Genomic DNA, 24,355 nt, shown 5'->3' on the forward strand with positions numbered 1-24,355 from the left:
GAGGGAACCCTGGGGCGGGCCTCGATGGAGAAAGCATGAGCCCGACGGGACAACGTTGTCAAGTCACGGATGGATCTCGATGACATCGATGTCGAGACCGAGCTCCCACGATGCTCCCGGCGCGAGCGGACGCAGCAGCCCGCGCGCTCGCGCATCACCTCGACCCAGGATCGTCGGCGCCGTGGCCGGCTCCACCCCGAGCACCACCCCGTCCTTCTGAGCGACCCGCCACTGGAACATCCCCGGCAACCGGGCGGTGTCGAACGAGATCCGGATGCCGAGCCCCGACACCGCGACCACCTCAGCGCTCACGCGGCGATCGGTCGGCAGTTGGTGCGCGAATACCTGCTCGGGATAGCGCGCCGACGGCTCGGGGAACTCCGCCCACGACGACAACCCCGCCTCCGCGGCGACGTCGCGCGCGCGCACACTCTCCGCCGGCGAGCGCAGGACCGTGCCCGCGTCCACCAGCGGCCAACCGAGGTTCACGTGGTACAGCACCATGGGTTCGACCTCGCGCGAGCCGCGGTTCACGATCTCGTCGCGCAGTTCGATGCGCCCCTCGCCGAGCGGGAGCCGCACGCTCCGCCGCAGCTCGAGGTGCGCGCCGAGAACGGTCGCCTCGACCACCACGGCCTCGACGACCACGGCGTCATGCCCCGCCTCGGCCCGGACGACGGATGCCGAGAGTCCGCTGTAACGACCGTGCTGCGGATGCTCCCCCTCGATGTCGACCGACGGCGGGCCGAACGAGAGCAGCCCGCAGGTGGTTACGAGACCGCCGCCGAACGCCGCGCCGAAACCGCTCGCCCCCGGGCGCGGCCAACCGGTGGGCGAGACCCACGCCAGGGGCACGCCGCGGTGTCGCACCTGGCCGAGATCGAGCCCGCGGTCGGGAAGCAGCTCGACGTCCAGGTCGCCGGCGATGAGCCGCAGGCGCCGGGTTCCGGCATCCGGCCCATCCGTGCGCACCGACGCCTCCACGGCCGCCAGGGCCGTGGCAGAACCCACGCGCCGTCGCGCGCCTTCGATCGACCGCCCGTACAGCTCACCCATGAGCCCCGCCTTCCTCGCCGTGACGCGGCTCACGCTAGCAGTGATTGACAACGTTGTCTTGCTCCCCGCATACTGACCGTCGAGCGCAGAGCCGCGCCCCGACACGACGCTTCGGAGACCCACACCCCATGTCGAAACCCCGCCTCAACCGCCTCTTCAACGCGCGCTCCGGCCGCGCCCTCGACGTCGCCGTCGACCACGGCGCCTTCCACGAACACTCGTTCCTCACCGGCATCGAAGACATGGCGAAGACCGTCGCGACCCTCGTCCACGCCGGTCCCGACGCCGTGCAGCTCACGCTCGGCCAGGCGCCGCTGCTGCAGTCGGTCCCCGGCAAGCAGAAGCCCGGACTCGTGCTGCGCACCGACATCGCCAACGTCTACGGCGACCCGCTCGAGACGCCGCTGCACAGCATCCACGTCCCGGATGCCATCGAGGTCGCCGTCCGCCTCGACGCCGTCGCCGTGTGCGTGAACCTGCTCGACCTGCCCGGCGAACCGCAGGTGCGCGAGCAGTGCATCCGCTCGATCCTCGCCCTGCGCAGCGACGCCGAGAAGTACGGGATGCCGCTCATGATCGAGCCGCTCGTCATGCAGACCAAGCCCGGCACCGGCGGCTACGGCGTCGACGGCGACACCGCCAAGGTCGTCACCCTCGTCCGCCAGGCACGCGAGCTCGGTGCCGACCTCATCAAGGCCGACCCCACCGACGACATCACCGAGTACCACCGGGTCATCCAGGCCGCCGGCGACACCCCCCTGCTGGTGCGCGGCGGGGGGCGGGTCGACGACCGCACGCTTCTCGAGCGCACGAAGGCGGTGCTCGAGCAGGGTGCTCGCGGCATCGTCTACGGTCGCAACGTCATCCAGCACCGCGACCCGGCCGGCATCACCGCGGCCCTCATGGCCGTGGTGCACGACGACGCCTCGGTCGACGAGGCCCTCGCCCTCATCGGCGGCACCGACGAAGGAGACCGCGCATGACCGGCAGGAAGATCGGCGTCGGCATCATCGGCGGCGGCCTCATGGGGCGCGAGATCGCCGCGGCGCTTCGGCGCTGGCCCGCTCTCATCGACCACCCCGCCGAGCCCGAGCTCGTCGCGGTCTGCGACATCAACCCGGCGGCGCTGTCGTTCTTCGAGCGCATCGACACGGTGCAGCTCACCACGACCGACCACCACGAGCTCCTCGCCGACCCCCGCGTCGACGTCGTGTACATCGCCGTGCGACACGACCTGCACGAGCGCCTCTACGTCGACACCGTCCGCGCCGGCAAGGCGCTCCTCGCCGAGAAGCCCTTCGGTATCGACCGCGCAGCCGCCGACGCGGTGGTCGCCGCGATCGACGAAACGCCCGGGTCGTTCGTCCGCGTCTCCAGCGAGATGCCGTTCTTCCCCGGCGCGCAGTGGGCGGTCGACTACGTCCGCTCCGGCGCGCTGGGCCGCATCGTCGAGGCGAAATGCACGTTCCTGCACTCGAGCGACATCGATGTGAACAAGCCCCTCAACTGGAAGCGGCAGAAGCAGTTCTGCGGCGACGCCGGTGTGCTCAACGACCTCGGCATGCACACGTGGCACGTGCCGCTGCGCCTGGGATGGACGCCCGAGAAGGTCGTCGGCATCCTGCAGGACATCGTCACCGAGCGTCCCGGCCCCGACGGCACGCTCCAGCCCTGCGACACCTGGGACAACGCGGTCATCCACTCGTGGGCGCGCCACGACGGCGCCCCGTTCCCCCTCACCACCGAGACCAAGCGCATCGCGCCCGGGCAGAAGAACACGTGGGAGTTCGAAGCCATCGGCATGTCGGGCGGCGTGCGCTTCAGCACCAAGAACCCCAAGCGCGTCGAGGTGTTCGCCTTCGTCGACGTTCCCGGGATCGGCCGCGAGCAGAGTTGGCAGAGCATCGACGCGGGCAGCCAGTCGGTGTGGCCGACGGTGACGGGCCCGAACTTCGAGTCGGGGTTCTCGGATGCCATCCTGCAGATGTGGGCGGCCTTCCTCGCCGAGTTCGTCGGTGAGCTCGGCGACGGGTTCGGCTGCGTCCGCCCCGAAGAGGCCGCGTTGACCCACCGCCTCTTCGCCGCGGCGATCGCCTCGCACGAGACGGGTGCGCAGGTTACGCCCGAGGCGTGACGACGGAAAGAGGGAGTGCCCGCCGCGTGCGGACACCCCCTCTTCCTCGTTCTCCGGCGCCACCGGCGGTATCCGTATGCTCGAAGGGTGCCGACCCCGCGCGGCACCACCCGAGGAGACGCATGCGCAAGACCGGTCGGCCCACCATGATCGACGTCGCCGCCGACGCCGGGGTGAGCCTGAAGACCGTCTCGCGCGTGGTGAACGGGGAGCCGAACGTCGACCCCGCCATGATCGAGCGAGTGCTCGCATCGGTCGGCCGGCTCGGCTACCACCGCAACTCCCTCGCCGCCAGCCTGCGATCGGGCAACCGCGACACGATCGGTTTCGTCGCCGCCGACCTCTCGAACACGTTCTACATGGCGGTCGCGGCCGCCGTCTCGGCGATCGCCACGCGCGAGCGCATGCACCTGGTCATGGCATCCAGCGAAGAGGATGCCGATCTGGAACGCACCCTCGCCCTCGATCTGTGCCAGCGTCAGATCGGCGGCCTCATCGTCGTGCCCACCGCGGCCGACCACTCCTACCTCTCCCGCGAGGTGGAGCTGGGAACGCCGGTGGTCTTCCTCGACCGTCCCGGCAGCGGCGTCCCCGCCGACGCGATCCTGCTCGACAACCGCGGCGGGTCTCGCTCAGCCGTCGCCGAGCTGCTCGAGAGCGGGCACCGCCGTATCGCCGTCCTGCTCGACTCCGCCGAGATCTACACGATGGTCGAGCGCCTCGCCGGAGCACGCGAGGCCTTCGCCGCCGCGGGTCTCACGCTCGACCCCGCCCTGGTCGTCGACGGGTTGCACACCCCCGCCGTCACCCGTGACGCGGTGCACCGGCTCCTCGACTCCGCCGACCCGCCCACGGCGGTCTTCTGCGCGAACAACCGCGTCACGATCGGGGCTCTCGAGGCGATCCTGCCTCGCGGCGCCGAGGTCGCCATCGCCGGCTTCGACGACTTCGAGCTCTCCCGCCTGCTCCCCCGCCGCATCCGCATCGTCGACTACGACGTGACGGAGCTCGGCACGCGCGCCGCCGAGACACTGCTGGCGCGGGGAGCCGACCCCGCGACGGGATCCCACACGCACCTTGTGTCGACGCGTCTCGTCGACCGGGGCGGGGTGTCCTGAGCCTGCGTGGCATCCGCTCCCCCGTCAAGGCCGCGCACCGCAGCGCCGGCTCTGCCTAACGTCGAAACATGACCTCCGATCGCGATCAGTTCACCTTCGACAATCCCGTCACTCGCTACGCGCGCGTCGAGCCGCCCGTGCAGCACCAGCCCGAGCCCGGCGTCCAGGCGGATATGACTCCGGTACCCGACCTGGGCGAGAAGACCTACCGCGGGCTCGGCCGCCTGGTCGGGCGAAAGGCCCTCATCACGGGCGGAGACTCCGGCATCGGCGGCGCCGTGGCGATCGCGTTCGCCCGCGAGGGAGCCGACGTGGCCATCGTGCACCTGCCCGACGAACAGCGCGACGCCGACCACATCCTCGAGCAGATCCGGGATGCCGGCCGCACCGGCGTCTCGATCGCGACCGACATCACCGATCCCGCCGCGTGCCGCGAGCTCGTCGCCCGCACCGCCGAGGCACTCGGCGGTCTCGACATCGTCGTGAACAACGCTGGCAAGCAGGTGATGGTCGAGAAGGTCGACGACCTCGCCGACGAGCAGTTCGAGCAGACCTTCCGCACGAACGTGTTCGCCCCGTTCTGGATCACGAAGGCGGCGCTGGCCCACCTTCCCGAGGGCGGCACCATCATCAACACCGCCTCGCTCGAGGCGTATGTTCCCGCGCCCGATCGCCTCGACTACGCCGCGACCAAGGCCGCGATCAACAATCTGTCGAAGGGCCTCGCGCAGCAGCTCGCCTCGCGCGGCATCCGGGTCAACGTCGTCGCGCCGGGGCCCACCTGGTCGGCGCTGCAGGTGAGCCAGGGCGTCTCCGACGACCAGATGGAGCACTTCGACGACGAGAGCACGTACCAGCGCGCCGGTCAGCCCGCAGAGATCGCACCGGCGTTCGTCTTCCTCGCCTCTGCGGAGTCGAGCTACGTCTCGGGCGAGACCCTTAACGTCAACGGCGGCATGGTCACGCCGTAACCCGCGCGCCCCGATCGCCCCGGCCCGCCGCGTGCGGACGGGGCGATCGTCGTGTGCGAATCTCCTGAGGTCCGCGCGGCCCGACCTCGCATACCGGGTGGCGGCCCCGCACCACGCGGCGAGGGCCGCCGCTTCTCAGGAGTTCGGTACGCGGTCCCCGCACCGCCGATCGTCCCGCCGCGGTGCTTGCGCAAATCGTGCCGTTGCGCAAGCGACCCTCCGCGGCCCCTCTCGTAAGCGAGCGTGAGTGCATGCCCACCGAATCCGCTCCCGCCACAGACGGGGCACCCCTCACCCTGTACCTGCTGCACGCGCTGGGGGCCAGCTCTGGATCCTTCGACCGTCTCGCCGACGAGCTCGCGGGCGACGTGCGCGTGCAGGGCATCGACCTGCCCGGTTTCGGCTCCGCCGCGAGCGCCCCTGACGCCACGCTCGACGAGACCGTCGACCACGTCGTCCGGCACCTCTCCGAGCACGCGAACGGTCCGTGGATGCTCGGCGGCCACAGCATGGGCGGCAAGATCGCCGCTCTGGTCGCAGCGCGCGTGCTCCGCGGCGAGGCCCCTCTCTTCGGGCTGCACGGCATGGTGCTGATGGCGCCCTCTCCGCCACGCCCCGAACCCATGGACGAGGAGCGTCGTGAGCGGATGCTCTCGTGGGTCGACGAAGGAGCCATCTCCGAGCACGACGCCGAGACCTTCATCGACCAGAACACGGCCGAACCCCTCGATGCCGGGGCGCACTCGCTCGCCCTCGCAGACCTCCGCCGCACCTCGCCCACCGCGTGGCGCGCGTGGCTCGAGACGGGGAGCCGCGTCGACGCGACCGTCGAGGTGCAAACGCTCGACCTGCCCGTGCTCGTGCTCGCCGGCACCGACGACGCCGATCTCGGCGCCTCCGCCCAGCCCGAGCTGCTCGCCTCCGTCTACCCCCGCGCGCGGTTCAGGGCCCTCCCCGACACGGGGCACATGATCCCGCTGGAGCGCCCGGCCGAGGCGGCCGAGGCGATCTCCCGCTTCATCGCGGACGAGGTGCGGGTCGGACCCGTGGTGCCGGAGGACTGGGCCCGTCTGATCGCGGGCGATCGCGTCGACGACCGGGTCCGCGGCATTCTGGCCCGCCGTGGCATGCCCGACGACCGCGGTTACGCTCCCGCGGCGCTGAACCTGGCGCAGCTGACCCTGCTGCGCGAGATCGCCGACCTCGTCGTTCCGCAGGACGGGCCGGCCATCGACATCGCCGGACGCGTCGACGCGCAGCTCGCCCGCGGCGAGGGGGACGGCTGGCGCAACGCCGACCTCCCCGTCGACGTCGAGGCGTACCGCACCGGGCTCGACCAACTGGCGACCACCTGGCCCACCGATCCCGCCGAGCGGGCCGAGACCTTCCGCGCCGCCGTCGAGGGAGAGTCGGATGCCGAGGGTCCCTTCGACTCCGCTCAGCTCGAGACGTGGCTCGAAGACGTACGGAACGACCTGGTCCGGCAGTGGCTCGCGCACCCGGCGAGCATGGCGCGCGTCGGGTACGACGGCTTCGCCACCGGCGGCAGACCCATCCGCGGATACGTGGAGCTGCGTCTCGGACGCCGCGAAGACTGGGAGCCGGCGAACGTCGGCGGCACGATCGCGACGGGAGACGCGGCATGAACCTCGAAGCGATGCGCACCTACACCGACGACGAGATCGTCGATATCGTGGTGGTCGGAACCGGTGCCGGCGGCGCCCCCCTCACCGCCGAGCTGGCGCGCAAGGGACTCACCGTCGTGGCGCTGGAGGCGGGGCGGCACTTCTCGCTCGACGACCTCACCCCCGACGAGACCGAGGCCGTCGAGATCAACTGGATGTCGGAACGACTCAGCGGCGGCAACGACCCCACGGCCTTCGGCCCGAACAACAGCGGACGCGGCGTCGGCGGCTCGATGCTGCACTGGGGCGCGTTCACCCCGCGCCCGGATCGCCGCGACCTCGCGCTGCGCACCGAGTCGGGTGTGGGCCGTGACTGGCCGGTCGACCCCGACGAACTGCTCTCCTACGTCGAGCGCGTCGAGGGCGACATCGGTGTGTCCGGACCGACCCCGTACCCCTGGGATCCGTCGCGCCGATACGCCTACGCCCCGGCGAAGCGCAACGCCCCGGCGAATCTCGTCGCGAAGGGCTGCGAGGCCCTCGGCGTCCGCTGGGCCGACGCGCCCGCGGCGGTGCTCACGCGGGCACGACTGCAAGACCACCACGGCGAGCGCAGCGCCTGCGTGAACTGCGGAGAATGCCACCAGGGCTGCCGGGTGGATGCCAAGGCCTCCACCGCGAACACATATCTGCCCGCGGCGGTCGCGGCCGGTGCCGAGATCCGCAGCGAGTCGATGGTGCACGGGATCGAGCTCGACGCCCGCGGCCGTGTCGAGGCGGTCGTGTACCGCAAGGGCGGCGTCGATCGTCGCCAGCGCTGTCGCGCACTCGTCCTGGCCGGTGGGGGCGTCGAGACGCCGCGCCTGCTGCTGCACACGGGCCTGGCGAACGACAACGGCCAGGTCGGCCGCAACTTCCTCGCCCACGGCGCCACCCAGGTGTGGGGGCGGTTCGACGAGCCGGTGCGCGGGCACCGCGGATACCCCTCGTCGCTCATCAGCGAGGACATGATGCGTCCCGCCGATGCGGATTTCGCCGGCGGCTACCTCGTGCAGAGCCTCGGCGTCATGCCCCTGACCTTCTCGACCACGCTCGTGCGCGGCGGCGGCCTCTGGGGTCCCGAGCTCATGCAGCGGCTCGATCAGTCACGGTTCATGGCCGGTATCGGCATCAACGCCGATTGCCTGCCGTCGGACGACAACAGGCTCGAGCTGGTCGACGAGACCGACGAGTTCGGCATCCCCCGCGCTCGGGTGAGCTTCACCGCCGGTGAGAACGAGAAGGCGATCGACAAGCACGCCACCGCGTTCATGCTGCGGGTGATGGAGGCCGCCGGGGCTCGCGAGACCATGGTCCTCGCGCGCACCGCGCACACCATCGGCACGTGCCGCATGTCGAACGACCCGTCCGACGGCGTGGTGGACGCCGACGGGCGCTCGCACGAGATCCCGAACCTCTGGATCTGCGACAACTCGGTCTTCCCCTCCGCCATCGCGGCCAACCCCGCGCTGACGATCATGGCCCTGTCGCTGCGCACCGCCGACCGCTTCCTCGCCGCGGCCGCCGCCTGACCCGCGGCTCCGTCGTCCCCTCCCGTCGAGTGTCCAGGACACGCCGCCTCCGCCCCGCGCGAGGTGGCGTGTCCTGGACGCTCAACACCGCACCTCGCAACACGGGAGAATGGATGCCATGAAGCTCGAGCACCTCGTCCGGTTCGCCGCCCTCGCAGAGGAGCTGCACTTCCCGCGCGCGGCCGACAAGCTGCGTATCCCCCTCGCCTCGCTGTACACCACCGTCGACAAGCTCGAGGAGGAGGTCGGCCAACCCCTCGTGCAGCGCACGGCGCCCACGCGGCTGCTGCCGGCCGGTGAGCTGCTGCTCGAGGAGGCCCACCGTCGCATCGCCGATGCTCCTCCCGCGGCGCCCCGGCAGAAGGCTCCCGGCGGCGGCAAAGCGAAGGCGAACAAGGGCAAGGGCCGCGCCCCGATCGTGAAGGGCGAGCCCAAGCCCTACAAGAAGCGCCAAGGCCGCTGACTCGGCCCCCTCCCCACGCATAAACGCGATCTGCGCCCGGAAACACGTGCTGCACGCGTTTCTAGGCGTGGAAAGCGTTTCTGCGTAAGTATCGGCGGGCTCGGCGGCGTCCGCCCCGCGCCTCGGATCTTAGGCCGGGGCCGCTGCCCGGAGGCACGGTCGGCCCCGCCGGCCAAGCGCACCGGGGCCGGCGGCCGGCGCACGCTCGACGAGGCCGGACAGCGCACCGGGGCCGGGTGCCCTGACCGCTCTACAGCTCCGTGACCTGCCCCGCCTCGACGCGCCAGCGACGGTCGGTCTGCACCGCCGCAAGCATGCGTCGGTCGTGCGTGACCAGCAGCAGCGTCCCCGTGTACGACTCCAACGCCTGCTCGAGCTGCTCGATCGCCGGCAGGTCGAGGTGGTTCGTCGGCTCGTCGAGCACGAGCACGTTCACCCCGCGCGCCTGCAGCAGAGCGAGCCCCGCGCGCGTGCGCTCTCCCGGCGACAGCCCGTCGACCGGACGCGTGACGTGGTCGGCCTTGAGACCGAACTTGGCCAACAGCGTTCGCACCTCGCCGGCGTTCATCTCGGGCACGAACCCCTCGAACGTCTCCGCGAGCGCTCGCTCTCCCACGAACAGCGACCGGGCCTGGTCGATCTCGCCGATCTCGACGCTCGCGCCCAGGCTCGCCGATCCCTCGTCCGGCGTCTGACGGCCCAGGATGCCACGCAGCAGCGTCGACTTTCCGGCACCGTTCGGCCCCGTGATACCGATGCGCTCCCCCGCATTCACCTGCAGCGAGACAGGACCGAGGGTGAAGTCGCCCTGGCGGAAGACCGCGCCCGACAGGGTCGAGACGACCGAGCTCGACCGCGGTGCCGAACCGATCGTGAACTCGAGCTGCCACTCCTTGCGCGGTTCCTCGACCTCGTCGAGACGGGCGATCCGGCTCTCCATCTGGCGCACCTTCTGCGCCTGCTTCTCGCTCGATTCCGTGGCGGCCTTGCGGCGGATCTTGTCGTTGTCGGGCGACTTCTTCATCGCGTTGCGGACGCCCTGACTGGACCACTCCCGCTGCGTGCGGGCGCGCGAGACCAGGTCGGCCTTGGTGTCGGCGTACTCCTCGTACTTCTCGCGCGCCTGACGCCGCAGCGTGGCGCGCTCCTCGAGGTACGCGTCGTACCCGCCGCCGTAGACCCGGTGGGAGTTCTGCGCGAGGTCGAGCTCCAGCACGCGCGTCACCGAACGGGCGAGGAACTCGCGATCGTGGCTCACGAGCACGACGCCGCCGCGGAGCCCGCGCACGAACGTCTCGAGACGCTCCAGCCCGTCGAGGTCCAGGTCGTTGGTCGGCTCATCGAGCAGGGCGATGTCGAAACGCGACAGCAGCAGAGCTGCCAGACCGACGCGCGCGGCCTGGCCTCCGGACAGACCCGTCATCTCGGCATCCGCACCGACTTCCAGCCCCAGGTCGGCGAGCACCACCGGCATCCGCTCGTCGAGGTCGGCGGCGCCGCTTGCGAGCCATCGTTCGAGGGCTGTCGCGTAGGCGTCGTCGGCTCCGACAGCCGCAGGGTCGCCGAGCGCTGCCGCCGTGGCATCCATCTCGCGGGTCGCCTCGGCGGCGCCCGTCCGTCGGGCGATGTACTGCGCGACCGTCTCTCCGTCCACGCGCTCGTGTTCCTGCGGCAGCCAGCCGACGAACGCGTCGGCGGGAGCGAGGCTGACCGTTCCCGCCTGTGGCTCGTCGACGCCGGCGAGCAGGCGCAGCAGAGTCGACTTACCGGCCCCGTTCGCCCCGACCACACCGACGACGTCTCCCGGTGCGACCGTCAGGTCGACGCCGTCGAAGAGCGTGCGGTGTCCGTGGCCCCCGGCGAGGCCCTGTGCGACGAGGGTGGCGGTCATCCCTCTAGTGTCTCAGGGCGCCGTCGGGCCCCGTACCCGCACCGCCCCGGTCCCCTCACCCGCCGAAGGCGCCGGATGCCGTCCCTATCTCGCCCGAGGGTGAGACGTCGCGTACACGTCGCGGAGCGCGTCGACCGACACGTGCGTGTAGATCTGCGTCGTCGACACCGAGGCATGACCGAGTAGTTCTTGCACGACCCGCACGTCGGCACCGCCCTGCAACAGGTGGGTGGCGAAGGAGTGGCGCAGCGTGTGCGGCGACACGTGTGCCGTCAGTCCCGCGCGCTCCGCCGCGGCCTGGATGATGAGCCAGGCGCTCTGGCGCGACAGCGGAGCACCGCGCACGCCCAGGAACAGCCGAGGCGTCGCACGCGCCTTCGCCGCCCAGGCCGGGCGTACCCGGGTGAGGTAGGCCTCGATCGCGGCTTGCGCGTACGACCCCACCGGCACCACGCGTTCCTTGTCGCCTTTTCCGCGCACGCGCAGAAGGTCTCCGTGGGCGGTGTCGTCGACGTCGAGCTGGACGATCTCCGAGACGCGCGCCCCGGTCGCGTACAACAGCTCGAGCAGGGCCCGGTCGCGGACCGCCGACGGCTCCGCCGCGGACGCGTCCGCTGATCCCGGCGCGGGACCCGCGGCATCCAGGAGCTCGTCGATCTGCGTGACGGTCAGCGCCTTCGGGAGCCGCCGCGGAGTTTTCGGGGGGCGAAGTCTGCCGCTCGGGTCCGCGTCGACCCGACCTTCCCGCACGAGGAACCGGTGCAATCCGCGCACCGACGATTGCAGACGAGCGAGCGACGACGACGCGGGCGGCGGTTCCGTCGAGGCCCGCTCCCCCGCGAAGTCCGCGACGAGGGCGGGAGTCACCTCTTCGACGGTGCCGAGGCCGCGCGCGCGAAGCCACTCGACGTACACCCCGAGGTCACGGCGGTAGGCCGACACCGTGTGGTCGGAAAGACCGCGCTCGAGCGCGACGTGCCGGAGGTAGGCCTCGACCGCCCGCTCGAGTTCCACGTCAGCGGGTGGACGCCTCGCGGCGCAGCACTTCTGCGGCGGCAAAAGCGCCCGTGGCCAGGATGCCGTTACGCAGGCGTCCCGCGAGCACTCCGTCGATCACGTCCGCGAGAGGCACGCGTTCGACGCGCATGTCGGACTCCTCGTGCTCCCGCTCGTAGTCGGTCTCGACGCTGCGCAGGCCGCGGGCGAGGAAGAGGTGCACGACTTCGTCGCTTCCTCCGGGCGTGGTGTGCATCGACACGAGATGCTGCCAGCGGTCGGCCTCGAGGTCGACCTCCTCGGCCAGCTCGCGCTTCGCCGTCTCGAGAGGAGGCTCGCCGGCCACGTCGAGGAGACCGGCCGGGATCTCCCAGTCGCGTTCCTTGATGGGGTGGCGGTACTGCTGAATGAGCACGACGTTCTCGTCGTCGTCGAGCGCGACGACCGCGGCCGCACCCGGGTGCTCGACGTACTGGCGGGTCATCTCGCCGTCGCCGTACCGCACGGTGTCGGAGCGCACGTCCCAGACGGCGCCTTCGTAGACGAGGTCCGTCGAGACCAGCTCGAGGTCGACCTTCTCGTCGCGCAGCTCCTCCACGTCAGTCCTCCTCGACGTCGAACAGCTCGCTCGAGCGGTGACGATCCAATGCCGCCGCGACGAGACCGCGGAAGAGCGGGTGCGGCTCGGTCGGCCGCGAGCGCAGCTCGGGGTGGGCCTGGGTGGCGATGTAGTACGGGTGCACGTCACGCGGCAGCTCGACGAACTCGACGAGGTCGAGATCGGGGTTCACGCCCGAGAACACCAGGCCCGCGTCGCTCAGCTGCTGGCGGTAGGCGTTGTTGACCTCGTAGCGGTGGCGGTGGCGCTCCGAGATGGTGCTCGATCCGTAGACCTCCGCGGCGAGGGATCCCTCCGAGAGGGCTGCCGGGTAGAGCCCGAGGCGCATCGTGCCGCCCAGGTCGCCGCTCTGCAGGATGTCGACCTGCTCGGCCATCGTCGCCACGACCGGGTGCGCGGTGTCGGGATCGAACTCGCTCGACGACGCCCCGTCGAGACCGGCGACCGTGCGCGCGTACTCGATGACCATGCACTGCAGGCCCAGGCAGATGCCGAGCGTCGGGATGCCCTGCTCTCGCGCGAAGCGCAGGGCTCCGAGCTTGCCCTCGATGCCGCGGATGCCGAAGCCGCCCGGAACGATGATGCCGTCGACCGCGCCCAGCGCCTTGGCGGCGCCCTCGGGCGTCTCGCACTGGTCGGAGGGGATCCACGTGATCTTCACGTGGGTCTCCTGGCCGAAACCACCGGCCTTGATGGCCTCGGTGACCGAGAGGTAGGCGTCGGGCAGGTCGATGTACTTGCCGACGAGACCGATCGTGACCTCGTGCTTGGGATTGTGCACCGCCTGCAGGACGCGCTGCCAGCGCGACCAGTCGACGTCGCTCGCCTTGTCGAGGTCGAGGGCGTCGACGATGTGCCCGTCGAGGCCCTGGTCGTTCAGCATCGAGGGGATGTCGTAGATGCTCGGGACGTCGATCGCGTTGACCACGGCATCTTCGTCGACGTCGCACATGAGCGCGATCTTGCGCTTGTTCGACTCGGTGACCGGCCGGTCGCTGCGCAGTACGAGCGCGTCGGGCTGGATACCGATCGAACGCAGGGTGGCGACGGAGTGCTGGGTGGGCTTGGTCTTCTGCTCTCCCGAGGCTCCCATGAAGGGGACCAGCGAGACGTGCACGAAGAAGACGTTCTTTCGTCCGAGCTCGTGGCGGATCTGACGAGCCGACTCGATGAAGGGCTGCGACTCGATGTCGCCGACGGTGCCGCCGATCTCGGTGATGATGACGTCGGGCTGCGGCTGCTCGCTCGCCTGAAGGCGCATGCGGCGTTTGATCTCGTCGGTGATGTGCGGGATGACCTGCACGGTGTCGCCCAGGTACTCGCCCCGACGCTCGCGCGCGATGACCTGCGAGTAGATCTGGCCGGTGGTGACGTTGGCCGCCTGGCTCAGCTCGATGTCGAGGAAGCGCTCGTAGTGGCCGATGTCGAGATCGGTCTCGGCGCCGTCATCGGTGACGAAGACCTCGCCGTGCTGGAACGGGTTCATCGTTCCGGGATCGACGTTCAGATACGGGTCGAGCTTCTGCATGACCACGCGGAGACCGCGAGCCGTGAGGAGGTTGCCGAGGCTTGCCGCCGTCAGGCCCTTTCCCAGGGAGGAGACGACACCTCCGGTGACGAAGATGTGCTTCGTCGTGAAAGTCGTGCCGTCTGATTGTCCCGCGTCCGAAGTCTGCATCACGGGCTTCGATCCTATCAGTCGCGTGTGGGGGTTCGACTCCGAGTGTCGCACCCCCCTCCGACATCCACGTCACGTTCGCGTGACGATGCCGCGTCGGCGTGTGCCGACCACAGCGGTGGAGACGAGCGCACAGAGGGCGAAAGCGTCAGCTCGACGTCGCCGCCGAAGAGAACGGACCGGCGGCGAATGTCAGATCAGACCCGTCCGTCGACGACGAGGGCCACCGGCTGCCCGGCTCGTCCTCGTCGGTCGCCTCATCGGGATCGCCCGGTCTCCAGCAGCTCGCGGGCGTGGGTCAGAGCGGCATCCGAATCGCTGAGCCCCGACAACAGGCGGGCCATCTCGGCTTCGCGTTCCGCACCGTCCAAGCGTCGGACACTGGATGCCGTGACCGCTCCGTCGTTCCCCTTGACGACCGTCAGGTGGTTCCCGGCGAAGGCCGCGACCTGGGCGAGGTGCGTGACCGCGATCACCTGCGAAGACTCGGCGAGCCGGGCGAGACGACGGCCGACCTCGATCGCTGCTGCGCCGCCGATACCGGCGTCGACCTCGTCGAAGACGAAGGTCGGAACGGGGTCGACACCCGCGATGACGACCTCGATCGCGAGCATGACACGGCTCAACTCTCCACCCGACGCCCCCCGCGAGACGGGCCGAGGGTCGGCGCCCGGGTGCGGAGCGAGCAGGATCGCGACCTCGTCGCGGCCATGACCGGCCGGGGTCGCGGGCGCCACGTCGACGCTCAGACGGGCGTCGGGAAGAGCGAGCGCGTGCAGTTCCTCGGTGACGGCAGCGCTCAGCCGTTCGGCGGCCTCGCGTCGCGCGGCGGTCAACGCCTCAGCTGCGGCGTCGAGCTCGGCGGCGGCCGCGTCGCGCTGCGTCTCGAGCCGCTGCAGACGGTCGCCGTCGTCGTCGAGCTCGACCAGGCGGGCCGAGCCCGTCTCGAGCAACGAGATCGCCGCGTCCACGGAACCGTGCGCGCGGACGAGCCCCGCGATCACGCCACGCCGCTCGTCCACCGCGGCCAGCTCGTGCGGGCCGGACTCATCGAGATCGGCGAGGTAGCCCGACAGGGCGACGGAGGCATCGGTCGCGCGGTACCCGAGATCGGTGACGAGCGCGCCGATCTCCGCGAGCGCCTCATCGCTGCCCGAGATCCGCTCGAGGGCTCGGCGGGCCTCTGCCAGAAGCGTGACGACATCGGGTGCGCCGTCCTCGCTCGACAGAGCGGCGTGCGCCGTCACGGCGGCGACGCGCAGGTCCTCGGCGTTGGCGAGGCGCTCGGCTCGGCGAGCCAGCTCCTCCTCCTCGCCGGCGACGGGAGCCACGGCCTCGATCTCGGCGATGGCCGCGCGCAGTCGCTCCGCCTCGCGCGCCCGCTCATCGCGGTCCGCGGTGAGGGTGGTCAGTTCGGCATCCAGCCTGCGCCAGACGTCCCAGGCGGCGCGGTACGCCGTCCGAGCGGCGCCGACGGGCTCACCGCCGAAGCGGTCGAGGGCCTCGCGCTGGGCCGACGAGGACTTCAGACGCAGTTGGTCGGACTGCCCGTGCACGACCACGAGGTCGTCGGCCAGGTCGGCGAGAACCCCCGCGGGGGCCGTACGGCCGCCGACGGTGGCTCGGCCACGCCCCTCGCTCGAGACGGTGCGTCCGAGATAGAGCTCGGCGGACCCGCCGCCGACGGGCTCGACGTCGCCGCCGGCCTCGCGTACGCGCGCGGCCACCACCCCTTCTTCGGGGACGAGCCACACGCCTTCGACGGCAGCCTGAGCCGCCCCCTTGCGCACCGCGCCGGAATCCGCGCGCTGGCCGAGCAGCAGTCCCAGGCCGGTCACCACCATCGTCTTTCCCGCGCCGGTCTCACCGGTGATCGCGGTGAAGCCCCGCCCGATCGGAAGCGTCGCATCGGCGATGACCCCGAGGTCGCGCAGCCGCATCTCCTCGATCACGCCGCACCCCCGGGCATCCCACGCCATCCCGTGACCGGGAGTCGGAACTTGCGGACGAGGCGGTCGGTGAAGGCCGCGGGGTGAAGGCGTGCGAGGCGGACGGGGCGCGACGAACGGCGCACCATCACGCGGGCGCCCGGGGGCAGCTCGTGCGAGCGACGACCGTCGCACCACAGGATGCCGCTGCCGCTGGTGCGCTCGAGCACCTCGACGGCCACCATGGCGTCGGGGCTGACCACCAGCGGGCGGGCGAACAGAGCATGTGCCGAGAGGGGGACGACGGCGATGGCCTCGACCGTCGGCCAGATGACGGGCCCCCCGGCCGAGAAGTTGTAGGCGGTCGACCCGGTCGGGGACGCCACGACGATGCCGTCGCACCCGAACGACGACAGCGGTCGTCCGTCGACCTCCATGACGACCTCGAGCATCCGCTCCCGGCTGGCCTTCTCGACGGTGGCCTCGTTCAGGGCCCAGGTCTCGAAGATGACCTCGTCGTCGGCGTCGAGGACACGCACGGCGAGAGCGAGACGTTCTTCCACGACATAGTCGCGGTCGATCACCCGGCGCACGGCGTCGTCCATGTCGTCGCGTTCGATCTCGGCGAGAAAACCGACGTGGCCCATGTTGATCCCGAGGATGGGGACCGTTCCGCCGCGGACGACCTCGGCCGCCCGCAGAATCGTACCGTCGCCGCCCAGGACGATCGCCAGCTCGACCTCATCGATACCCACGTCGACGCCGAGGGTCTGCACGCCGTCGAGCGAAAGCCGCTCCGCCAGTTCGGGCCGGTCCTCCGCGGACACCACCGGTGTGGCACCGGCCGACCGCACGGCGGTCAGGATGCGCTCGGCGGCATGGACGGTGTCGTCACGGCGCGCGTGGACGACGAGGAGGATTCGGCGATCGCTGGGGGTCATCGGCTTCCGGTCAGTCGGGTCACGGTGCTCTCCCATTCTGAGGGGTCGCTGCCCCGAGTGGCCGAGAACCACGCGACGTACTCCTGGTTGCCATGCGTGCCGACGACGGGGGACGCGATCAGACCCGCGGTCTTCAGCCCCGCATCCCATGCCGCCCAGAGGACGCCGTGCACGGCATCCGACCGCAGCGCCGGGTCCGTCACGAGCCCGCCCTTCACCGACGTACGCCCCACTTCGAATTGCGGCTTCACAAGCAGCACGATGTCGGCGTCAGGTGCTGCCGTGGCGACCACGGCGGGCAGCACGTGCTCCAGCGAGATGAAAGAGAGATCCCCCGTCACCACGGTGGCGCGCTCGGCGACGCCGGTGGCGTGGGCGAGAGAGTCGGCGGTCATGAACCGCACGTTATACCCCTCGACCGACACCACGTCGGGGTCCGCCTCAATGACGGTGGATAACTGTCCGTGCCCGACATCCACGGCCATCACCGGTCGCGCCCCACGTTCGCGGAGGACCTGCGTGAAGCCGCCCGTCGATGCCCCCATGTCGAGGGCGACGCGATCCCGCACCTCCAGGCCGAAGGCGTCGAGAGCCGCGAGCAGCTTGTGAGCGCCGCGGCTGACGTAGTGGTCCGCGCCGGCGACCTCGATGACGCTCTCGGCCTCGACCTGAGCCGCCGCTTTGACCACCGCGCGTCCGTTCACGGTCACGAGGCCGCCCGAGATCAGCTGCGCCGCGTGCGAGCGCGAGCGCGCGAGTCCCCGCGCGGCGAGTTCGGCGTCGAGGCGCGAGGTCACGACGGCGAGGACGGATCGGCGGGTGCGGACTCGAGGCGTCGAGCCAGTTCCTCGTGCACGGCGGCGTAGGCGGCCGCGCGGGTGTCGAGGGGCTGCTCCTCGATGAGACGCAGCCGATCGATGAGCCCGGCGGCATCCGGGGCGGAGCTGTCGGACATGGATGCCATGCTACCGACGTCAGCGCACGCGGAACGGGTCCGCGTAGAGCTGTTCGGGAACCCGGAAGCCGAAGATCGCCCGCCCGCTGTTCCAGATGGCTGCGGCCCCCGCGCGCAGGAGGTCGATCTGGCGACCTCCGTCGTTCACGATCCGCAGATCGACGCCGTCGATCTCGACGATCGCGTCGCCCACGCGGGTACGTTCGCCCTTGACGACCGTGACGGGGTACGGCTCGAACAACTGCCGGAGGTCTTCGACGATGTAGTCCGGGCGCTGCGAGGGCGGTGCCGCGAGGATCTGCTTGGGACGATCGATCCCCGTCAGCACCAGCAGGGACCGCATCTCCGCGGTGCGCGCACCCTGGATGTCGGTGTCGAGACGGTCACCGATGAACAGCGGCGTCTGCGCGCCCGTACGGGCGACGGCGACGTCGAAGATGGGTCGCTCGGGCTTGCCGGCGATCGTCGCCAGTCTGCCGACGGCCGTGTGCACGGCGGACACGAGCGTGCCGTTGCCCGGTGCGATGCCACGAGCCTGCGGAATGGTCCAGTCGGAGTTGGTCGCCACCCAGGGAATGCCCCCCTGTTCGACCGGTGTGGCCAGAGCGTAGGCCGCCTCCGCCAGATGGACCCACCCGACGTCCGGCGCGAACCCCTGGACGACGGCGGCCGGATTGTCGTCCGCACTGCGCGTCACGACGAATCCCGCCTTCTCGACCTCGACGACGAGGCCCTCTCCGCCGACGACCAGCAGGGTCGAACCCGCGGGAACCAGATCGCGCATGAGACGCATCGCCGCCTGCGGGCTGGTCGTGACGTCATCCGGAGCGACACGCAACCCGAGCGAGGTGAGGTGCTCCGCCACCGACGCATCGGTACGCGAAGCATTGTTGGTGATGTACCCGAGCCGGCGCCCCTCCTGCTGGGCGCGGTTCAGGCTGTCGACCGCGTGCGGGAGAGCACCCGGCCCGGCATACACGACACCGTCCAGGTCGGCCAGCACGACGTCGATGCCGTCGAGGGGCGTCGGCGGAGGGGTGCTGCGCCCGAAGATCATCGCGCGTCTTCCTCGTCACTCGACACGTCGTCGCGTCCGTCGGCATTCGCGTCGACGGAGGTGCTTTCTCCGTCGACGTCGACGACGTGCTCGTCGCCTCCGGACTCGACCGAGTCCTGGCGGTCCTCCTCGAGGGGGATGACTCCGGATGCCACATCCACACCGCCTTCGTCATCGATGAGCTCGATCTCCTCGACGACGATCACCTCGCGGTCGGCGACACCGGCAGCCGCGTCGAGCGCGTCGGCCGCGATCGACGCCCGACGTTCCCACTCTTCGGCTTCGTCCGCGCGTCCGAGCTCTTCGAGCACCGCAGCGCGAGCGGAGAAGAGAGCGGGGCTCCATTCGAACGCGCGGTCAGGGTCGGCCTCGGGGATCTCGAGCTCTTGCAGAGCGCGATCAGCCTGGCCGAGGTCGAGTCGCGCGCCGGACATGGCGATCGCCAGCTGCACGCGCACCGGGACCGACAGCGTCGACCGGTCGACCGCGCGGCCCTCCTCGAGCGCACGATCCGGGCGACCGACACCGCGCTCGCTATCGACGATGAGCGGGAGCTGGTCGTCGGAGCCCGTGATGCGGCGGTGCGTGCGCAGCTCGCGAAGCGCCAGGGCGAAGTCCCCCACCGCATAAGCGGTGATGGCGACCGTCTCCCGGACCACGCCAACGCGTCCCGCGCTCCGGGATGCCGCCAGCGCGTGCTGGTGGGCGAGCTCCGGGTCCTCGTCGATCACGCGAGCCGCCATCGCGAGGTGGCGGGCGACGTTGTCGGCGTTGTCCTTGCTGAGGGTCTTCAACTCGTTGCGCGCCGCGCCCGGCAGATCGTAGGCGGTGATCTCCTCGGGGATCTCGGGGCCGCGCTCGCGACGGTCCTGAGGCGGCCGCGTGGCCCGCGAGTCCTCGCGGTCGAACCTACGGGGCGCCCCGGCACCCGGACGACGGTCGCCCGTCGGACGACGGTCCGTGCCGGAGAAGCCGCGGGAATCCCCGTCACGACGGACGGGACGATCCCCGTCCCGACGCACGGGGCGATCGCCGTCGCGACGCACCGGACGGTCACCGTCGCGACGAACGGGCCGCTCGCCATCACGTCGGAACGGTCGATCCCCATCCCGACGCACGGGCCGGTCGCCATCACGACGAACCGGACGGTCACCCTCCCGACGGAACGGTCGATCCCCACCCCGACGCACGGGCCGGTCGCCGTCGCGACGGAACGGACGATCACCATCGCGACGAACCGGACGATCCCCGTCACCACGGAAGGGACGATCCCCATCACGACGAACCGGACGGTCACCCTCCCGACGAACAGGCCGATCCCCGTCACCACGGAAGGGACGATCCCCATCACGACGAACCGGACGGTCACCCTCCCGACCAACAGGCCGATCGCCGTCGCGACGGAACGGACGATCCCCATCACGACGAACCGGACGGTCACCCTCCCGACCAACAGGCCGATCGCCGTCGCGACGGAACGGACGATCCCCATCCCGACGAACAGGCCGATCTCCATCGCGACGAACCGGACGATCACCGTCACGCGCGGGGCGACCCGTGCCGCCACCGTCGCGACCGGAAGGGCGCGCGCCACCATCGTGTTCACGGCGGAACGGACGCGAGTCACCCTCACGACGCGCACGACCCGAACCTTCGCCGTCGCGACGGAACGGGCGGTCGCTCCGCGACGAAGAATCGTTGCCACGGGAGGACTGTCCACGCCCGGACGCGCGGTCGCCCGAGCGCCCTTCGTTGCTCCTGCGATCGTTCGCGTCGTCCGTAGACATGACTGTCCTTCCCGGGAAAAAGTGCCCGTAAATGCGAAATGGCCACCCAACGTTGGGTGGCCATTTCGACTGAAAAGAAGTCCGGCGGTGTCCTACTCTCCCACAGGGTCCCCCCTGCAGTACCATCGGCGCTGAGAGGCTTAGCTTCCGGGTTCGGAATGTAACCGGGCGTTTCCCTCTCGCTATGGCCGCCGAAACACTATTGATGTTTCACAAACCAACAACGACATGATCATTGTTGAGTTCCCGACCGTACATCGAGAACCACTCAGTGGACGCAAGCACCAAAAACAGGTGTGTTATCAAGTCATCGGCTTATTAGTACCGGTCAGCTTCACGTATTACTACGCTTCCACATCCGGCCTATCAACCCAGTAGTCTGGCTGGGAGCCTCTCACCATAAAGGTATGGAAGTCTCATCTTGAGGCCGGCTTCCCGCTTAGATGCTTTCAGCGGTTATCCATCCCGAACGTAGCTAATCAGCGGTGCTCCTGGCGGAACAACTGACACACCAGAGGTTCGTCCAACCCGGTCCTCTCGTACTAGGGTCAGATCCTCTCAAACTTCTTACGCGCGCAGCGGATAGGGACCGAACTGTCTCACGACGTTCTAAACCCAGCTCGCGTACCGCTTTAATGGGCGAACAGCCCAACCCTTGGGACCTACTCCAGCCCCAGGATGCGACGAGCCGACATCGAGGTGCCAAACCATGCCGTCGATATGGACTCTTGGGCAAGATCAGCCTGTTATCCCCGAGGTACCTTTTATCCGTTGAGCGACAGCGCTTCCACAAGCCACTGCCGGATCACTAGTCCCGACTTTCGTCCCTGCTCGACCTGTCAGTCTCACAGTCAAGCTCCCTTGTGCACTTACACTCGCCACCTGATTGCCAACCAGGTTGAGGGAACCTTTGGGCGCCTCCGTTACATTTTGGGAGGCAACCGCCCCAGTTAAACTACCCACCAGGCACTGTCCCTGAACCGGATCACGGTCCTAAGTTAGATATCCAGAGTGACCAGAGTGGTATTTCAACAATGACTCCACACTCACTGGCGTGAATGCTTCACCGTCTCCCACCTATCCTACACAAGCCACACCGAACACCAATACCAAGCTGTAGTAAAGGTCACGGGGTCTTTCCGTCCTGCTGCGCGTAACGAGCATCTTTACTCGTAATGCAATTTCGCCGAGTTCGCGGTTGAGACAGTTGGGAAGTCGTTACGCCATTCGTGCAGGTCGGAACTTACCCGACAAGGAATTTCGCTACCTTAGGATGGTTATAGTTACCACCGCCGTTTACTGGGGCTTAAATTCTCAGCTTCGCCTTACGGCTAACCGGTCCTCTTAACCTTCCAGCACCGGGCAGGCGTCAGTCCGTATACATCGTCTTGCGACTTGGCACGGACCTGTGTTTTTAGTAAACAGTCGCTACCCACTAGTCTCTGCGGCCACCACACCCTTTCGGAGCAAGTCCTAATAAGTGGATGGCCCCCCTTCTCCCGAAGTTACGGGGGCATTTTGCCGAGTTCCTTAACCACGATTCTCTCGATCTCCTTGGTATTCTCTACCTGACCACCTGAGTCGGTTTGGGGTACGGGCGGCTAGAACCTCGCGTCGATGCTTTTCTTGGCAGCATAGGATCACCCACTTTTTATCCGCATCGTGTCTCAGCCTCATGACTCCCGGATTTGCCTAAGAGTCGGCCTACGCACTTGCACCAGGACTACCATCGCCTGGCTTGGGCTACCTTCCTGCGTCACACCTGTTAATACGCTAGCCGCACCAGCATGGGGTCGAGCGTTCACACACACCCGCCTCACCCCGAAGGGATCCGCTAAAGCGTGAGCTAGGACTCTTAGCACCACTGGATTGACTGGGGCGGTTCTTCGCCGGTACGGGAATATCAACCCGTTGTCCATCGACTACGCCTGTCGGCCTCGCCTTAGGTCCCGACTTACCCAGGGAAGATTAGCTTGACCCTGGAACCCTTGGTCTTTCGGAGGACGTGTTTCTCACACGTCTTTCGCTACTCATGCCTGCATTCTCACTCGTGTAGCGTCCACGGCTGGGTCACCCCGCCGCTTCACTCGCCACACGACGCTCTCCTACCCATCAACACGGCTGGACCACGAAGGCCTACCAAAAATGTCAATGCCACAACTTCGGTGGCGTGCTTGAGCCCCGTTACATTGTCGGCGCGGAATCACTTGACCAGTGAGCTATTACGCACTCTTTCAAGGGTGGCTGCTTCTAAGCCAACCTCCTGGTTGTCAAAGCAACTCCACATCCTTTCCCACTTAGCACGCGCTTAGGGACCTTAGTTGGTGGTCTGGGTTGTTTCCCTCTCGACTATGAAGCTTATCCCCCACAGTCTCACTGCTGCGCTCTCACTTACCGGCATTCGGAGTTTGGCTGACGTCAGTAACCTTGTAGGGCCCATCGGCCATCCAGTAGCTCTACCTCCGGCAAGAAACACGCAACGCTGCACCTAAATGCATTTCGGAGAGAACCAGCTATCACGAAGTTTGATTGGCCTTTCACCCCTATCCACAGCTCATCCCCTCAGTTTTCAACCTAAGTGGGTTCGGTCCTCCACGACGTCTTACCGTCGCTTCAACCTGGCCATGGATAGATCACTTCGCTTCGGGTCTAGGACACGCGACTGAATCGCCCTATTCAGACTCGCTTTCGCTACGGCTACCCCACTCGGGTTAACCTCGCCACGTATCGCTAACTCGCAGGCTCATTCTTCAAAAGGCACGCTGTCACCCCTACTAAGGAGGCTCCAACGGTTTGTAAGCAAACGGTTTCAGGTACTATTTCACTCCCCTCCCGGGGTACTTTTCACCTTTCCCTCACGGTACTTGTCCGCTATCGGTCATCTGGGAGTATTTAGGCTTATCAGGTGGTCCTGACAGATTCACACGGGATTTCTCGGGCCCCGTGCTACTTGGGATACTTCTCACGCCAAGAACAGGCATTTCGACTACGGGGTTCGCACCCTCTATGACCGGCCATTCAAAACCGTTCGTCTATACCCTCTTGTCACGTCGATCATTCGGCAGAACAATCAGAAAAGTCCCGCAACCCCCAACATGCAACGCCTGCCGGCTATCACACACGCTAGGTTTAGCCTCTTCCGGTTTCGCTCGCCACTACTTACGGAATCGCTTTTGCTTTCTCTTCCTGTGGGTACTGAGATGTTTCACTTCCCCACGTTCCCTCTACCCGCCCTATATATTCAGGCGGGAGTCACCAGGTACGCACGCGCCCTGGCGGGGTTTCCCCATTCGGACATCCTCGGATCAAAACTCGCTTATCAGTTCCCCGAGGCTTATCGCAGATTGCTACGTCCTTCTTCGGCTCCAGATGCCAAGGCATCCACCGTTTGCTCTTAAAGACTTGAAATCACATGAGTTGAATCGTCAAAAATTGACTAATGATCTTTAAGATCATCTTCACGACACAACCAAAAGGTCATGTCGAAGATGCTCGCGTCCACTGTGTAGTTCTCAAAGTACGGGCGGTACCCACCCCACACGCCACAACCGTGACAGCAGGGAAG

The 24,355-nt window shown here is 68.4% G+C and carries 19 protein-coding genes and 2 rRNA genes; 7 read left to right on the forward strand and 14 right to left on the reverse strand.

Going from position 1 to position 24,355, the window contains the following annotated elements; all coding sequences use genetic code 11:
- Window positions 1-63 precede the first annotated feature (63 nt).
- Window positions 64-1,089: an aldose 1-epimerase family protein gene (locus OVA17_RS03390; RefSeq protein WP_267788179.1), complete on the reverse strand. Its 1,026-nt coding sequence runs from the start codon at window positions 1,087-1,089 to the stop codon at window positions 64-66.
- A gap of 95 nt (window positions 1,090-1,184) precedes the next feature.
- On the opposite strand from OVA17_RS03390, the gene OVA17_RS03395 reads away from it, so the two are divergent.
- The 7 genes from OVA17_RS03395 (at window position 1,185) to OVA17_RS03425 (ending at window position 8,938) form a co-directional block, all read left to right on the forward strand.
- Window positions 1,185-2,039 (forward strand): class I fructose-bisphosphate aldolase, encoded by an 855-nt coding sequence (locus OVA17_RS03395; RefSeq protein WP_267788181.1) that lies wholly within the window; start codon window positions 1,185-1,187, stop codon window positions 2,037-2,039.
- Window positions 2,036-3,190, forward strand: a complete 1,155-nt coding sequence (locus OVA17_RS03400) for a Gfo/Idh/MocA family protein (RefSeq protein WP_267788182.1) — start codon at window positions 2,036-2,038, stop codon at window positions 3,188-3,190. The genes OVA17_RS03395 and OVA17_RS03400 overlap by 4 nt, the downstream gene beginning before the upstream one ends.
- A gap of 122 nt (window positions 3,191-3,312) precedes the next feature.
- Window positions 3,313-4,308 carry a LacI family DNA-binding transcriptional regulator gene (locus OVA17_RS03405; protein ID WP_267788184.1) on the forward strand — a complete coding sequence of 332 codons (996 nt, stop codon included), beginning with the start codon at window positions 3,313-3,315 and terminating at the stop codon, window positions 4,306-4,308.
- Between the two features lie 68 nt (window positions 4,309-4,376).
- Window positions 4,377-5,279, forward strand: a complete 903-nt coding sequence (locus tag OVA17_RS03410; RefSeq protein ID WP_267788185.1) for an SDR family oxidoreductase — start codon at window positions 4,377-4,379, stop codon at window positions 5,277-5,279.
- A gap of 251 nt (window positions 5,280-5,530) precedes the next feature.
- Window positions 5,531-6,925 carry an alpha/beta fold hydrolase gene (locus tag OVA17_RS03415; RefSeq protein WP_267788187.1) on the forward strand — a complete coding sequence of 465 codons (1,395 nt, stop codon included), beginning with the start codon at window positions 5,531-5,533 and terminating at the stop codon, window positions 6,923-6,925.
- On the forward strand, window positions 6,922-8,475 hold the full coding sequence (locus OVA17_RS03420) for a GMC family oxidoreductase (protein ID WP_267788188.1): 1,554 nt from the start codon (window positions 6,922-6,924) through the stop codon (window positions 8,473-8,475). The genes OVA17_RS03415 and OVA17_RS03420 overlap by 4 nt, the downstream gene beginning before the upstream one ends.
- A 118-nt stretch (window positions 8,476-8,593) precedes the next feature.
- On the forward strand, window positions 8,594-8,938 hold the full coding sequence (locus OVA17_RS03425; protein WP_210072800.1) for a LysR family transcriptional regulator: 345 nt from the start codon (window positions 8,594-8,596) through the stop codon (window positions 8,936-8,938).
- Between the two features lie 250 nt (window positions 8,939-9,188).
- Here the strand turns inward: OVA17_RS03425 and OVA17_RS03430 are convergent, their stop codons facing one another.
- The 13 genes from OVA17_RS03430 to OVA17_RS03490 all read right to left on the reverse strand — a co-directional run bounded on the left by OVA17_RS03430 (window position 9,189) and on the right by OVA17_RS03490 (window position 24,198).
- Window positions 9,189-10,829, reverse strand: a complete 1,641-nt coding sequence (locus tag OVA17_RS03430) for an ABC-F family ATP-binding cassette domain-containing protein (protein WP_267788189.1) — start codon at window positions 10,827-10,829, stop codon at window positions 9,189-9,191.
- Between the two features lie 84 nt (window positions 10,830-10,913).
- Window positions 10,914-11,843, reverse strand: a complete 930-nt coding sequence (gene xerD, locus OVA17_RS03435) for a site-specific tyrosine recombinase XerD (protein ID WP_267788190.1) — start codon at window positions 11,841-11,843, stop codon at window positions 10,914-10,916.
- A gap of 1 nt (window position 11,844) precedes the next feature.
- Window positions 11,845-12,423 (reverse strand): NUDIX domain-containing protein, encoded by a 579-nt coding sequence (locus OVA17_RS03440; protein ID WP_267788192.1) that lies wholly within the window; start codon window positions 12,421-12,423, stop codon window positions 11,845-11,847.
- A gap of 1 nt (window position 12,424) precedes the next feature.
- Entirely contained in the window at window positions 12,425-14,122 is a 1,698-nt protein-coding gene (locus OVA17_RS03445; protein ID WP_210074117.1) for a CTP synthase, read from the reverse strand.
- Window positions 14,123-14,379: 257 nt separating this feature from the next.
- The gene (recN, locus tag OVA17_RS03450) at window positions 14,380-16,074 is read right to left on the reverse strand and encodes a DNA repair protein RecN (RefSeq protein WP_267788193.1); all 1,695 of its coding nucleotides are present in this window, start codon (window positions 16,072-16,074) and stop codon (window positions 14,380-14,382) included.
- Complete coding sequence (locus OVA17_RS03455; protein ID WP_103211006.1) at window positions 16,071-16,991, reverse strand: NAD kinase; 921 nt, start codon at window positions 16,989-16,991, stop codon at window positions 16,071-16,073. The genes recN and OVA17_RS03455 overlap by 4 nt, the downstream gene beginning before the upstream one ends.
- The gene (locus tag OVA17_RS03460; protein ID WP_267788198.1) at window positions 16,988-17,788 is read right to left on the reverse strand and encodes a TlyA family RNA methyltransferase; all 801 of its coding nucleotides are present in this window, start codon (window positions 17,786-17,788) and stop codon (window positions 16,988-16,990) included. Before OVA17_RS03460 ends, OVA17_RS03455 begins: the two co-directional genes overlap by 4 nt.
- Window positions 17,785-17,946: a hypothetical protein gene (locus OVA17_RS03465; protein WP_180993495.1), complete on the reverse strand. Its 162-nt coding sequence runs from the start codon at window positions 17,944-17,946 to the stop codon at window positions 17,785-17,787. Before OVA17_RS03465 ends, OVA17_RS03460 begins: the two co-directional genes overlap by 4 nt.
- A 19-nt stretch (window positions 17,947-17,965) precedes the next feature.
- A complete protein-coding gene (locus tag OVA17_RS03470) occupies window positions 17,966-19,003 on the reverse strand; it encodes an HAD-IIA family hydrolase (protein WP_267788203.1) in 1,038 nt (345 codons plus the stop codon).
- The gene (locus tag OVA17_RS03475; protein WP_267788206.1) at window positions 19,000-19,797 is read right to left on the reverse strand and encodes a hypothetical protein; all 798 of its coding nucleotides are present in this window, start codon (window positions 19,795-19,797) and stop codon (window positions 19,000-19,002) included. Before OVA17_RS03475 ends, OVA17_RS03470 begins: the two co-directional genes overlap by 4 nt.
- Window positions 19,794-20,546 carry a hypothetical protein gene (locus OVA17_RS03480; RefSeq protein ID WP_267788208.1) on the reverse strand — a complete coding sequence of 251 codons (753 nt, stop codon included), beginning with the start codon at window positions 20,544-20,546 and terminating at the stop codon, window positions 19,794-19,796. The genes OVA17_RS03475 and OVA17_RS03480 overlap by 4 nt, the downstream gene beginning before the upstream one ends.
- Window positions 20,547-20,869: 323 nt before the next feature.
- Window positions 20,870-20,986 (reverse strand): 5S ribosomal RNA (gene rrf, locus OVA17_RS03485).
- A gap of 102 nt (window positions 20,987-21,088) precedes the next feature.
- A 23S ribosomal RNA gene (locus OVA17_RS03490) occupies window positions 21,089-24,198 on the reverse strand.
- Window positions 24,199-24,355 lie beyond the last annotated feature (157 nt).

Source organism: Microbacterium sp. SL75, assembly GCF_026625865.1.
Taxonomy (GTDB): Bacteria; Actinomycetota; Actinomycetes; order Actinomycetales; family Microbacteriaceae; genus Microbacterium.

What these genes read in the sequence shown, in the direction of transcription:
- OVA17_RS03395 (WP_267788181.1), top strand. Translation starts at nt 1,185, where the DNA reads ATGTCGAAACCCCGCCTCAACCGCCTCTTCAACGCGCGCTCCGGCCGC.
- OVA17_RS03400 (WP_267788182.1), top strand. Translation starts at nt 2,036, where the DNA reads ATGACCGGCAGGAAGATCGGCGTCGGCATCATCGGCGGCGGCCTCATG.
- OVA17_RS03405 (WP_267788184.1), top strand. Translation starts at nt 3,313, where the DNA reads ATGCGCAAGACCGGTCGGCCCACCATGATCGACGTCGCCGCCGACGCC.
- OVA17_RS03410 (WP_267788185.1), top strand. Translation starts at nt 4,377, where the DNA reads ATGACCTCCGATCGCGATCAGTTCACCTTCGACAATCCCGTCACTCGC.
- OVA17_RS03415 (WP_267788187.1), top strand. Translation starts at nt 5,531, where the DNA reads ATGCCCACCGAATCCGCTCCCGCCACAGACGGGGCACCCCTCACCCTG.
- OVA17_RS03420 (WP_267788188.1), top strand. Translation starts at nt 6,922, where the DNA reads ATGAACCTCGAAGCGATGCGCACCTACACCGACGACGAGATCGTCGAT.
- OVA17_RS03425 (WP_210072800.1), top strand. Translation starts at nt 8,594, where the DNA reads ATGAAGCTCGAGCACCTCGTCCGGTTCGCCGCCCTCGCAGAGGAGCTG.
- OVA17_RS03430 (WP_267788189.1), bottom strand. Translation starts at nt 10,829, where the DNA reads ATGACCGCCACCCTCGTCGCACAGGGCCTCGCCGGGGGCCACGGACAC.
- OVA17_RS03445 (WP_210074117.1), bottom strand. Translation starts at nt 14,122, where the DNA reads ATGCAGACTTCGGACGCGGGACAATCAGACGGCACGACTTTCACGACG.
- OVA17_RS03455 (WP_103211006.1), bottom strand. Translation starts at nt 16,991, where the DNA reads ATGACCCCCAGCGATCGCCGAATCCTCCTCGTCGTCCACGCGCGCCGT.
- OVA17_RS03465 (WP_180993495.1), bottom strand. Translation starts at nt 17,946, where the DNA reads ATGTCCGACAGCTCCGCCCCGGATGCCGCCGGGCTCATCGATCGGCTG.
- OVA17_RS03470 (WP_267788203.1), bottom strand. Translation starts at nt 19,003, where the DNA reads ATGATCTTCGGGCGCAGCACCCCTCCGCCGACGCCCCTCGACGGCATC.